Annotated in this window: 6 protein-coding genes; 1 reads left to right on the top strand and 5 read right to left on the bottom strand. The window is 38.1% G+C overall.

Translation table 11 applies throughout. From position 1 onward, the window contains the following. The 4 genes from DD829_RS23940 to tsf form a co-directional block, all read right to left on the bottom strand. Positions 1 to 2468 (bottom strand): Ig-like domain-containing protein (locus DD829_RS23940; RefSeq protein ID WP_165814907.1); only part of this gene is annotated, 2468 nt, incomplete at its 3' end. 81 nt (positions 2469 to 2549) lie between these two features. Then, positions 2550 to 5906 (bottom strand): T9SS type B sorting domain-containing protein, encoded by a 3357-nt coding sequence (locus tag DD829_RS23000; protein WP_108409226.1) that lies wholly within the window; start codon positions 5904 to 5906, stop codon positions 2550 to 2552. 195 nt (positions 5907 to 6101) lie between these two features. Further along, positions 6102 to 10883, bottom strand: coding sequence for a gliding motility-associated C-terminal domain-containing protein (locus DD829_RS22995; protein ID WP_165814906.1), 4782 nt, complete (start codon positions 10881 to 10883; stop codon positions 6102 to 6104). A gap of 250 nt (positions 10884 to 11133) precedes the next feature. Beyond that, positions 11134 to 11958 (bottom strand): translation elongation factor Ts, encoded by an 825-nt coding sequence (tsf, locus tag DD829_RS22990; protein ID WP_108411380.1) that lies wholly within the window; start codon positions 11956 to 11958, stop codon positions 11134 to 11136. Positions 11959 to 12103: 145 nt separating this feature from the next. On the opposite strand from tsf, the gene DD829_RS22985 reads away from it, so the two are divergent. Then, on the top strand, positions 12104 to 12802 hold the full coding sequence (locus tag DD829_RS22985) for a DUF6759 domain-containing protein (protein WP_108411379.1): 699 nt from the start codon (positions 12104 to 12106) through the stop codon (positions 12800 to 12802). A gap of 61 nt (positions 12803 to 12863) precedes the next feature. Here DD829_RS22985 and DD829_RS22980 read toward each other — a convergent pair whose 3' ends face one another. Then, positions 12864 to 13256 (bottom strand): helix-turn-helix domain-containing protein, encoded by a 393-nt coding sequence (locus DD829_RS22980; protein WP_108411378.1) that lies wholly within the window; start codon positions 13254 to 13256, stop codon positions 12864 to 12866. Positions 13257 to 13574 lie beyond the last annotated feature (318 nt).

The raw sequence follows: 13574 nt of genomic DNA, 5'->3' as shown, positions 1-13574 counted from the left end.
TGATATCCCGGTCCTGCGTCAAGATTTGTTCTTCCGTCGATACAGATGATCTTATCCACGAGAACCGTAGATCTTTTCGGAGGAATCACCACTAAGTTCGCTTTGGCAATTGCATAACATCCGTTTGAGTTGTATACTCGGATGTAAACCGAAGCATTCCCTGAAATGTATGCTAACGGATTCATTATTTCATTTGTTCCGTTGCTTGCATCGACAAAAGTAGGGTAGTATTTTTTGGTAATCGGCGATTCTGTGGAAACATTGGCAAGCGAAAGGTTGAAAGCCGCTTTTGTTTCATTGTTTTCAAGATAACATTCGCTGATGGTAGCTTCTGTTACCACCGGAGTCGGAAGATAAGCTAAAGTAATTTTTGCATTTCCTGTACATCCTTCGTTGGTCGTCACTTTTACATAGACATTTCCTGCTGCAGAAAGATAATTCGCAGGATTTGTAATTTCGTTGGTTGCTGCGTTCAGGTCAGTAAGGGTAGGATAGAATTTCTTGACCACCGGTGAATATGTCGTTACATTGGCTGCGGTAAGATCAAAGAATCCTTTTCCGTTGTACTGACATGCTTTGATGGTGGTGTCCGTTAAAATAAACGGAACTACTGTAAGATTTAAAGTTACCTTTTCACAGTCAATAAATTCGGGAGCATTTCCGCAGAACTGGTAAACAATAGTATCTGGACCTAAGTATCCCGGATTCGGAATGTAGGTAATCTGTCCTGCGCCGTTTACCGTTGCAGTACCGTTTGTCGGATAGGTAAGAATGGTTACCGTACTTGCAACAGGCGTCTGTGTCGTGGTGAACGAGAAAGCGGGCGTAATGACTTTCGTTGCACAGGCATTAAGAGCTGCTGTTGTATTTCTTACACATGAAAAAACTTTATAGATGGGAGTGGTAACTGGCGGACAGGTTCCCATGGTTACTTTCACAGTATAGTTTCCAGCTACAGTAGGCGTATAAACGTTTTGTGTTGCTCCGGTGATCGGGTTTCCGTTCAGGAACCACTGATACGTTTCATAGCTGTCATCAACCTCAAGAATGATTCCCGGGACACATTCGCCTGTTTTTTTCGCAATAATCGGAATGGAAGAGAATCCCGCGAAATATCCACCATAACCTGCAGTGCTGTATCCTCCGTTCACTCCCGCTGTTACCGCTTTGGTGGAGGTTACCACTACATTTCCTGTAGGATTATCGATGGCATAGGTTACCCAGTTAGTATTTCCGGTTAACGGATAAGGTCCCTGAGCAGCGGTTGGAGTGGTAGCCGCTCCGCCGTCGATGCTGTACGTAACAGCAGCACCTGCTTCAGTTAAGATGTTTAATTTCAGAGTAACTCCGGAAACACCCGGCATTTCGTTGATCTTTCCGATCTCGTCAATTTTTCTCGGAAGGAAGCAGTTCAATGGTGGAATATAATTGTAACCTCCATTGTATGAGAATCCCTGAATCCCGATAAACTGATATAAGTAAACATTTTTAGAAGTGGAAATGAACATATTGAAATGTCCGCTTCCCGCGGTTTGTTCTACATAACTTGTTTCGTTAATTCTATACCATTCCCCTTCATTAATTGTGGCAACAGGTGTTGTGGCTCCATTAATAAAAATCTGGGTATTGTCTTCTGTGGCAATAACAATTCCGCCTTCCATATTCAAGGTAGGATTGGTTGCTTTGGTTTTTACCATGGCAAAAGTATTCCCCAGTCTTTCCACCGGAACCGACTGGTCCATAATTAAATCTGAACCATCGGAAGTATTTGTCGCAAAGTTTCCGTTAGCATTTCCATTGGTAAGGGTTACAGGTTTGTCTGAAACGACTTTGGCACCGATGAAGCCGTTTAAATTAGCTGATGTTAAATGATTTCCTGCTAAGATATAAGACTGTCCTTTATTTAAAGTAAATGTCTGTGAATTTCCTCCGGGTGTACCTCCGATAAAAACTAAACCTGCAGTATTCCAGGATACGGTAACTGATGTATTGTCTTCCGTAGCCAAAATCCCTGCCGTAAAATTGTTAGTGGAGCTGCTCGCTGTACTTGGAGTTGCTGCTACATAGAATTTTTTTCCGATTCCTGCTTTACCTTTTGACGTGATAATTTCTCCATGTGCTGTCTGAGCGGATCTTAAGGTACAGTAAAACGGTTTATCTCCTTTGAGGTATAATCCTTTTGTCCCAACCGTAAAGGCATCTGCGGCACTGGTTCCATTGATAAGATTGGCGGCAATAGCGTAAGAAACGGGAGCTCCTTTTGCAACGGAAACTGTCTGAATCAGGTTATTGTTATTGTATATTCTTACGTCAAACGGAGTGGTTGAGTCCGTAGAAAGATATACAGCATTGTTATATCCTGTAACCGATGTATAAAACGGAGCAATCCAGTGATCGGTGTCTCTTTGGGCAAAAAGCGTGTTAATCGTACAAAATATCAATACGAAAGACAGTAGAAATCTTCTCATATACAATTAATTATGATTTCTACAAATTTAAAATAATATTTAATAAATGTTAACGAAAAATAAAAGAAAGTTTAAAAATTATTAACGATTCTTAATCAATAGCCATCCGGAGTATGAAACCGGTAATTTAGTATCGGGTTCATTCCATTTTAATAAATACCAGTATGTTCCTGTAGACAGGGGTCTACCGTTAATTTTTCCGTCCCAGGTGTAATTTTTATCAGATGATCTGTATACCGGAGCTCCGTAACGGTCTACCACTTCTATTGAAACATTTTGTTTAATTCTTAAGTCGGAATAATCCAGTACGTCGTTAAGTCCGTCTCCGTTCGGAGTAATCGCATTGATAAGATTTAACACTAAAAATTCTTTAATAACCGGAGAGCATCCGTCTTTACTTAAAACATAAACAGTATGCATTCCTCTGGAAAGACCTGTAAAAATATTAGATGTCTGATAGTCTATTCCGTTTAATGAATATTGATATGGAGGAGTTCCTCCGGTAACGGTAATGGTAGCATTATATCCGGAAACTTCAATTTTAGAAATAACGGGAGATTCAGCTGTTGTGATCTTCACATACTGTCTGTACACACATCCGTTGAATCCAAGGTCTACATAATAATTTCCCGCTCCGGCAATAATGGATTGTGTAGTTGCTCCGGTACTCCAGGAATAAGATGTGAATCCTGCACCTGCGTCTAATGTTGTTGTGTCATTAAGGCATACCACTTTATCGGCAAGTCTGGTAGATTTTTTCGGTGTTTTTAAATTGATTGTTAAAACGCCTGTACTCGGACATTCTGTAGCGGAAGTAAATCTGATGTAGAAGGTACTTATGGCATAAATAGTCTGGTTCGGTGAAATAGCATTGGTTCCCGCCTGTGCATTAGCCAATGTGGAGTAGAACGTAAGACTTACTCCTGCATTCGCCGTAAAAAGATTTTTATAATCATTTAAATTTACCGCTTCAGAGCCACTGATATCACTGTCACAGATATCTGTTGCTGCATTTCCTGTAATTAAGGTAATTCTGTTTCCTATGGTAAAGTTAATCTGACCAAAAACAGCAGGACAGCTTCCGGTAAGTGCATCCACCCTCACATAAACAGTGGTATTGGCTGTGTAAGTCCAGTTTGCAGGAAGCGTATTGTTATTACCTGCATTGGCATCAGCCTGAAGTAAATAATATCTTACATTGAAATTTGCAGAATTGGTGACAATAACAGGAGTGATGCTTGGGAAATTTACATTCACGATGCCATCAAAATTATCATCGCAAAGCGTTGCGTTATAATTGCCTGTATTGATGTTTGGAGAAGGAGTTGTTGTTAAAGTAATCTGTGCGACTTTTTTACACCCATAAGAAGATGTTACGTTTGCATAAATCGTTCCAGCCGGTCCTGAATAATTTCCGGGTGCTGCAATTGGAGTTCCTGTTAATGCTGCATTAGTAAAATACTGTACCGTAGTTCCTGAATCTGGCGTTATATTAGCCGAGGTTAAGTTAAACGTTCCATTTCCGTTGGTGTCTGCACATGAAGTTAATGATGCGTTTGTTGTCTGCAAAACATCTGTATTGATGATAATTTTAAAATATTCAAAGCTTGCAGGACTTCCGTTTCCTTCTATATAGTAAATGAAACTATCTGTTGTATCTGCTGTAAGTCCTGCATTGGGAGTATAGGTAATTTGCCCCGTTGCAGAATTAACGGTTGCTGTTCCGGAAGTAGGAGCTAAAACAATATTTGTATTTGCCGGAACAATGGTTTGTGTAGAATTTGTAAATGCAGGAGAAATCACTTTTGTATTGCATGATCCTATATTATAAGTCGTAGTTGTTATCGGAGGACACAATGTATAAGAATAAGCATCAGTAAGCAAAGAACCGCAGTTGTTTTTAGAAACCATACAGGTATAGTTTCCTGCGCCGTATAATTCAGGATTGATGGAATATGAAGTGGCTCCCGGAATAGGGTTTCCATTAAGATACCATTGATAATTATCGTACGTGTTATCTACCTGAAGCAAAATTCCGAGATAGCAATCTCCTGTTTTTGAAATTACGGGTACAGAAGAAAATCCTGCAAAATAACCTCCATAACCTACTGCGCCGCTTCCTGCTGCAATTCCTGCGGTTACGGATTTGGTAGAGTTTACGGTAATGGTGCCAGTAATATTAGGAACAGTATAGGTAACCCAGTTAGGATTTCCGTTTACAGGATAAGGTCCGTTAGCTGTAGCAATCGGATTTCCGTTTAAAGTTACGGTTGCTCCGGTTTGGGTGATAATGTTGAGGCGGGTATTAAATGTCTGATTCCCGATTTGATTGATAAATCCTATTTCATCTACTTTATTGGGCATAAAGCAACTCAAAGGCGGGATAAAATTCATTCCTCCTGTAGCGTATTCATTGCCTCCGGTTGTAGATGAAACTCCTGCTAATAACTGATAAACATAGATGTTGTTATTGGCAGAAATGCTCATATTGTAATTGTCTCCGGTTCCATGCTGTATATAATTATTACTTGGAACCATATAATACTGTCCCTCATTCAGTGTAATTCCTGTAGCAATCCCGTTAATTGTAATCTGGGTGTTGTTTTGTGTTGCCACAATCAGCGCGGTTTCCATTTCGGAAAGTATGGTTCCGTTTCCCTTCACCACAACAAATTCTTTTCCCAGTCTGTCTGTAGGAGCTGCCTGATCCATAAGGATATCGTTGTTGGTGAAATTTAAATTGGTATAAATTCCGTTAAAATTTCCGTTGGTAACGGAAATCGGTTTCGAAGATTGTATTTTCGCCCCGATTAACCCATCAAGATTCACTGCCGAATCTGTACTTAAAGCATCTACGATATAGGATTCTCCTTTATTTAAGGTAAATGTTTTTGTAGGGCTTGAGGAGCCATCTGAGAAAACAACATTCGGATTATATCCTGATATCACAACCGAAGTATTGTCTTCTGTAGCAGTAACTCCTATAGTAGAGTTGACATAAGTTGCAGCACCGGTAATAGGTGCCATTCCTACGTAGAACGTTTTTCCTAATCCTGCTAAACCTTTAGAGGTAATAATTTCAGCATGGCTTGGGACAGAAAATCTATAATTGGCGAAGAATTTTTTTGTTCCTTTCAGGTAAACTCCCATTGAATTGGGACTAAATAAATCCGATGGATTAGTAGTGATTAAAAAACTATTTGGAATACTTACCTGAGCGGGATTTCCTTTACTCACCTGTACTGTGGTATAAAGAGCATTGCTATTATAAATTTGCACACTGAAGGGAGTGGTTTCATTGGTGGATAAATATAAATATCCCTGAAGATTCCCTGTACCAGACTTTGAAGCCATTGGAGCAAACCAATGATCAGTATCAAGCTGTGCATTGAAGAATAAACAAAGAAATGTACAAATGGTTAGTAAAAGTTTTTTCATATTTCTCAATAAGGGATGCAAATGTAAGTATTAAAAGTCAATTTTTTACATAAAATTTAATTAGTAATTTCTATAATTATGAATATTGTTGAATATTTAATATTTTTTTAATAATTGAGAATATATTGTAATGTTAATAAAAAATCCTGATGAATTAAAATCATCAGGATCAATATTTTTTGGTGAAGTAAAAACTTATTCTCTGTTTTTTATTAAAATCCATCCGGAATAAGAAACCGGAAGTTTTGTATCGGGTTCAATCCATTTTAAAATATACCAGTAAGTTCCGGTCGGAAGAGGTCGCCCTCCTGATTTTCCGTCCCAGGTATAGCTTTTATCTGTGGATTTATAAACAGCAGCTCCATATCTGTCAGAAATTTCTATAGACACGTTTTGCTTTATTTTCAGATCAGAATAATTGAGAACATCATTGATGCCGTCTCCGTTCGGGGTAATTGCATTGATAATATTTACAATTAAAAACTCCTTAACCACAGGTAAACAACCGTCTTTTCCAAGTACATAAACGGTATGAATTCCTCTTGAAAGACCGATAAATGTGTTGGAGGTCTGATAATCAATTCCGTTTAATGAGTATTGATAAGGAGGAGTTCCGCCTGTAACATTTACTGTTGCATTAGAAGCCGTTACGTTGATGCTGGTGATTGTCGGAGCCTGCGAAGTCGTCACATTTACATACTGACGATAAACACATCCGTTAAAACCTAAATCTACATAATACGTTCCCGCACCGGCAAGAATTGTCTGGGTAGTTGCTCCCGTACTCCATGTATATGAACTGAATTCCGCACCCGGATCCAATACCACTTTTTCTGTGGAACAAACCACTTTGTCAGTAAGCTGACTGGATTTTTTAGGAGTTTTAAGCGTTACATTAATTATTCCTGTATTCGGACAGTCGGTTCCGCTTACAAATCTTACATAGAAAGTTTTTGGAGAAGTAATCGTCTGGTTTGCAGGAATTGTATTGGTGCCATTCTGAGCATCCGCCAAAGAAGTATGGAAAGTTAAAGTAATGGCAGGATTAGTGGTAAATAAATTTTTATAGTCATTAAGATTTGCGTTTTCAGAACCGTTAAGATCATTATCGCAAATATCCATATTCACGACGTTGGTAAGCAGCGTAATTTTATTTCCTATTTTAAAATTAATCTGTCCGAAAGCCGGAGGACAACTTCCTCCCGCTGTATCTACTCTTGCATAAACGGTTGTATTTGCTGTATAAGTCCAGTTTACAGGCAGAGTGTTACCATTTCCGGCATTTGCATCTGCCTGATTCAAATAATATCTTACCGTAAAATTCGCAGCATTGGTAACAATCTGAGGGGTTACGGTTGAAAAATTCACGTTAACGATTCCGTCAAAATTATCATCACAAAGACTGGCGTTATAATTAGCCGTATTGATATTTGGAGATGGAGTGGTTGTTAAAGTAATCTGTGCCTGTCTGGAACATCCATTCGCAGAAGTGATATTCGCATAAATAATTCCCGCCGGTCCTGAATAATTCGCAGGGTTTGCAATCTGTCCGGTTAAATTAGAATTGGTAAAATAAGTTACCGTAACTCCCGGATCAGAAGAAACATTGGCTGTGGTTAAATTATAAGTTCCGTTTCCGTTGGTTCCTGCGCACGAAGATAAAGTGACGTTCGTAACATTAGGCAAAGGATTTACCGTTAAAGTAATCTGAGCTGCTTTTGAACAACCTGTCGCAGAAGTTACATTGGCATAAATAATTCCCGAAGCTCCCGAATAGTTCGCAGGGTTTGTAATCTGTCCGGTTAAATTTGAATTGGTAAAATAGGTTACTGTAACTCCCGGATCAGAAGAAACGTTAGCTGAAGTTAAATTGAAAGTTCCGTTTCCATTGGTTCCGGCGCAAGACGTTAAAGTCGCGTTATTCGTATTGGGTAAAGAATTTACCGTTAAAGTGATCTGAGCAGTTTTAGAACATCCGTTTGCAGAAGTCACATTTGCATAAATAATTCCTGAAGGACCTGAATAGGTTGTAGGATTGGTAATTTGTCCTGTTAGATTAGAATTGGTAAAATACGTTACCGTAATTCCCGGATCAGAAGAAACGTTGGCTGAAGTTAAATTGAAAGTTCCGTTCCCGCCTGTTCCTGTACATGAAGCCAGAGAAACATTATTAACATTCGGTAAAGCATTTAAAGTTAATGTAATCTGAGCGGTTTTTGAACAGCCGTACTGTGAAGTCACATTGGCATAAACAGTTCCTGCCGGTCCGGAATACGTCGCAGGATTGGTAATCTGTCCGGTTAAATTTGAATTGGTAAAATAGGTTACCGTCACTCCCGGATCAGAAGAAACGTTAGCTGTGGTTAAATTATAAATTCCGTTTCCGTTGGTTCCTGCGCACGAAGATAAAGTGGCATTCGTAACATTAGGCAAAGGATTTACCGTTAAAGTAATCTGAGCTGCTTTTGAACAGCCTGCTGCGGAAGTTACATTGGCATAAATAATTCCTGAAGCTCCCGAATAGTTCGCAGGATTTGTAATCTGTCCTGTTAAATTTGAATTGGTAAAATAAGTTACTGTAACTCCCGGATCAGCAGAAACGTTGGCTGAAGTTAAATTAAACGTTCCGTTTCCGTTGGTTCCGGCACAAGATGTTAAAGTTGCGTTATTCGTATTGGGTAAAGAATTTACCGTTAAAGTGATCTGAGCGGTTTTCGAACAACCGTTTGCAGAAGTTACATTCGCATAAATAATTCCTGAAGGACCTGAATAGGTTGCAGTATTAGTTATTTGTCCTGTCAGATTAGAATTCGTAAAATACGTTACCGTAATTCCCGGATCAGAAGAAACGTTGGCTGAAGTTAAATTGAACGTTCCGTTCCCGCCTGTTCCTGCACAGGAAGCCAGAGAAACATTATTAACATTCTGTAAAGCATTTAAAGCTAATGTAATCTGGGCGGTTTTTGAACAGCCGTACTGTGAAGTCACATTGGCATAAACAGTTCCTGCCGGTCCGGAATAAGCCGCTGGATTGGTAATCTGTCCGGTTAAATTTGAGTTGGTAAAATAGGTTACCGTAGTTCCCGGATCAGAAGAAACATTGGCTGTTGTTAAATTATAAGTTCCGTTTCCGTTGGTTCCTGCACAGGAAGCCAGAGAACCATTGTTTACCTGTAAAACATTTGTATTAATAATGATTTTAAAATATTCAAAATCAAAAGGATTTCCATTCCCCTGAACGTAATAAATGAAATTATCGGTAGTGTTCGTTGCAGAAGGATTGGGAGTATAAGTAATTTGTCCTGTTGTTGAATTTACCGTAGCAGTTCCCGATGTTGGCGGTGAAATGATACTGGTAAGCGATGGAACGATTGTCTGTGTAGAATTCGTAAACGCCGGAGTAATCACTTTTGTGTTACAAGACCCGATATTGTAAGTTGTAGTGGAAATCGGAGGACATGAAGTATAGCTGTAAACTCCTGTTAATCTGGTTTCGCAGTTGTTTTTTGTAATTAAACAGGTATAATCTCCGGCTCCGTACAATTCTGGATTGATTGAGAAAGAGGTTGCTCCCGAAATTGGATTTCCATTTAAAAACCACTGATAAGAATCGTAATTATTATCAACCTGCAAAAGAATTCCTGCGTAGCAGTCGCCGGTTTTTGTAATCGCCGGAACGGATGAAAATCCTGCAAAATATCCACCGTAACCTACTGCACCGTTTCCGGCAGCAATTCCTGCCGTGACAGGAAGTGTAGAATTTACCGTAATATTTCCGTTAACTCCCTGAAGAGAATACGTTACCCAACCCGGATTACCCGTTACAGGATAAGGTCCGCTGATCGCGCCGATGGCACTTCCATTAAACGTTACATTAGCTCCGGTCTGGGTAATGATATTAAGTTTGGTATCAAAAGAATTGCTTCCTATTTTATTGATAAAGCCGATTTCGTTAATTTCTTTTGGTAAAAAACAGCTTAAAGGAGGGATGAAATTCATTCCGCCGGTTGCATATACTGTACTTCCTGAAGTTCCTGCAAGAAGTTGGTAAACATAGACATTATTATTGGCAGAAATACTCATGTTGTAATGTCCGTTCCCCTGATTGATATAGCTGGTTCCCTGAACAATGTAATATTGTCCTGCATTCAGTGTAACACTTCCTAAAAGGTTTCCGTTTACCGTAAGTTTGGTGTTGTTTTCAGTAGCGATTACTAAAGCAGCTTCCATTCCGGAATTGGCAGGTCCGTTTCCTTTTACCAAGGCAAATGTTTTTCCTAATCTTTCCACAGGAACAGCCTGATCCATCAGAATATCTACATTGCTGTTATTTTGGGTGGTATAAATACTGTTGAAATTACCGTTGGTTACCGAAATAGGTTTGTTGGCAGTAATTTTTGCTCCTACTAATCCAGCTAAATTGCTTGAGGATAAATCACTCTGCGCTTCAATGATATATGATTTCCCTTTATTGATGGTAAACGTTCTTGAGGGCGATGAAGTACCGTCGGAGAAAATAACGTTAGGATTATAACCGGATAAGGTAACGGTTGTATTGTCTTCCGTCGCAATAAATCCAATGGTTGAATTAACGTAAGGTTTTGCGGTTGTATTTGGGGCAACGCCTACGAAAAAATTTTTCCCGATTCCTGCCAAACCTTTGGAAGTGATGATTTCTGCCTGATTGGGAACTGCAAATCTGAAATTGGCGAAGAATTTTTTAGAACCTTTCACCTGTAATCCCATTGATCTCTGTGTAAAAAGATTGGATGGAGTAGAGGCAATCATATAGTTACTTGGAACTGTAACCTGTACCGGATTGTTTTTACTCACCTGAACAGTAGAAAACACCGTATTGTTGTTGTAAATCTGAACCGAAAACGGAGTTGTTTCATTGGTGGATAAATACAGGTAGCATTCCGGAGTACCCTGAAGAGAGCTTGCGGACATTGGAGCAAACCAGTGTTCTGTATCCAATTGGGCATTAAGAATTAAATAAAAAAAAGAGCAAAAGATTAGTAGAAATTTTTTCATGTCTAATAATAAGGGCTGCAAATCTAAGCATTAATAATCAATTTTTTATGATGATTTTTATCCAAATAACTCCATTTAATGTAAATTTTAAATATTTAATAATGCGTTAATATTTAGACGGTTTGCTGTTTTTTAAACATAAAAAAATCCCGATGAAAAATCACCGGGACTGTATTTTTAATCCTGAAAAAGATTATAAGCTTACTCTTACAAATCCTGTAACTTTAAGATCTCCGTTTACAGACTTCACATAATCAGCAACAGACATGCTGCTGTCTTTAATGAAATCCTGGTGTACCAAAGTATTGTCTTTGTAGAATCTCTGCATTTTACCTTTAAGGATATTATCGATAATGTTTGCAGGTTTACCTTCTTCTACAAGTTTGTGTCTTTCGATTTCCAATTCTTTATCGATTGTTTCCTGAGAAACAGAAGTCTCATCAAGAGCAATTGGGTTCATCGCAGCAGCCTGCATAGAAACAGATTTTGCAACTTCGTCTGCTCCGTCTACTTTTGCAGAAAGAGAAGTGATGGCAGCGATTTTATTTCCAGCGTGGATGTAAGCTCCTAAATAAGGACCTGTAATTCTTTCGAATGCACCGATCTCGATTTTTTCACCGATAACACCTGTTTGCTCGATTAATTTTTCAGCAACAGTGATTCCGTGGAAATCTGTAGCCAATAATTCTTCTTTAGAAGCGGCAAAAATTGCCATTTCAGCCAATTCATAAGCTAGCTCGATGAAAGCTTCGTTTTTACCTACGAAGTCAGTCTCACAGTTTAAAGAGATAATAGCACCTAACGTGTTATCTTCGTTCACTCTAGCGATTACTGCACCTTCAGTAGACTCTCTGTCAGCTCTGTTAGCAGCAACTTTCTGTCCTTTTTTTCTAAGGATATCTACCGCTTTTTCGAAATCTCCTTCAGCTTCAACTAAAGCTTTTTTGCAGTCCATCATACCTGCACCTGTTTGGTTTCTCAATTTTGCTACGTCTGCAGCAGCTGGTGTATAAGACATAATATCTATTATTTTTTTTATTTAAGATTAGTATTAATTTTTAGCTTAATTTTAAAGCGATGCAAAGATAATGATTTTAATGATAAACTAAAAAATGACTTTTTGCGTTATTTGTATATTTAATAAATTTTTAAATGCTTACTTAATGAAAAAAATATTTCTCCTCATATTTTTATGCATTTTCACTCTTGGATTTTCGCAAAAAAAGAAAAAAACGAAATCCAAAGGCATCGTGGAAAAGGAAACCGCCATCATTTATACAGAAAATGATGCGGAAACCACTGCGGAAGCAAGAGTGATTGCAGGATTTCTGAAACAAAATCCCGGACACGCCAAAACAGATTATTTCAAAAGAAAATTAATTGCCATTATCACAGCAGGAAATTCTCCTGAAGCCAAGCCAACCATTAAAGCGTTGAGTGAAGATAAAATAAAGCAGATGGTTTTGGATAACAACAGTCTGAATAATTCTAAAACCATTGCAGCCAATGCTTCCAAAGCAGAAAGAACCGTAAACTACGCGAGTGTTGCCGGATCGAATAAAAAATCTTCTGGAGCAAGTGAGCAGAATAAAAAGACAGCAGCCATGTTAACCCATCTTTTTAATAATGATCCGATGGATAAGGAAGCTTACATCAATATTAAAAACAGGTCTAAATGTAATCTGATTGTAAAGATCAATGGAAAAAAATATTATAATCTGGATGTTCCGGCAAACGGACAAAACTTTTTATTGGTAGAAAAAGGAGAATATATTTTAACAACAATGGTTTGTGATGCCAAATATTCGTCCCTGAAAAAGATCAATAAAGATATTGAGATTGAATTAAATCTGAGTGAATGATTGAATAGAGAAAAAGCTAAAAAAACCGGTTAAGAAAATTTTCTTAACCGGTTTTTTCATTTTAATTTACAGAATTGTTGGAGTTTCCAGCCTGATCTTTCCAGAATTCTACCTGCTCCTTTAATTCTTTTATACGTTCTTCGTAGAGTTCAATTACCTTTTCTGATAAGGAATTTATAGTATTAATAGTGCCTACAAATTGAAATGCCATTCCTCCTTTTTGATCTGTATTTTCTTGTTCAAGATTATTGGCTTCATCCGTAAGAAAGTTCTCAGGTTTTATTTCAAAAATTTCACTTAATTTTTCAATATGATGTACCCATGAATTGCTTTCCCCGCTTTCTATTCGTGCATAGGCAGACTGGGAGATGTGTAGTTTATCTGCCATATCATCCTGAGAAAACCCTTTGGATTTTCTTAATCTTTTTATTTTCTCAGCTACGGTATTTGTCATCGGTATAAATATTTAAAACAAATATAGAAAATTATTTCAAATCACAGGCTTTACCCGATAATCGGGTAATTTTATGCAAATATAGGTTTTTGGGGAAGTATTATTTTTCACATATTTGTAGAGTAATTTAAAAAAAACAGTATATTTAACCCATTAAAAAAACAACAAATAACTATGACGAAAAAAATGATTTCGTGGCTGTCTTTCATGGCAGTATTTATTTTTCTCCTGCACTCCTGTGTGCACGATGAGATTTATTCTTCTTCCGATCCTGCATCCGAATCCTATCATTCTAAAAGTTTATGGAAAGAAGATGAA

It is taken from the genome of Chryseobacterium sp. HMWF035 (genome assembly GCF_003094695.1).
Taxonomy (GTDB): domain Bacteria; phylum Bacteroidota; class Bacteroidia; order Flavobacteriales; family Weeksellaceae; genus Chryseobacterium; species Chryseobacterium gambrini.
This window is presented reverse-complemented; position numbering and strand designations above follow the sequence as displayed.

What these genes read in the sequence shown, in the direction of transcription:
- DD829_RS23000 (WP_108409226.1), bottom strand. Translation starts at nt 5,906, where the DNA reads ATGAAAAAACTTTTACTAACCATTTGTACATTTCTTTGTTTATTCTTC.
- tsf (WP_108411380.1), bottom strand. Translation starts at nt 11,958, where the DNA reads ATGTCTTATACACCAGCTGCTGCAGACGTAGCAAAATTGAGAAACCAA.
- DD829_RS22985 (WP_108411379.1), top strand. Translation starts at nt 12,104, where the DNA reads ATGAAAAAAATATTTCTCCTCATATTTTTATGCATTTTCACTCTTGGA.
- DD829_RS22980 (WP_108411378.1), bottom strand. Translation starts at nt 13,256, where the DNA reads ATGACAAATACCGTAGCTGAGAAAATAAAAAGATTAAGAAAATCCAAA.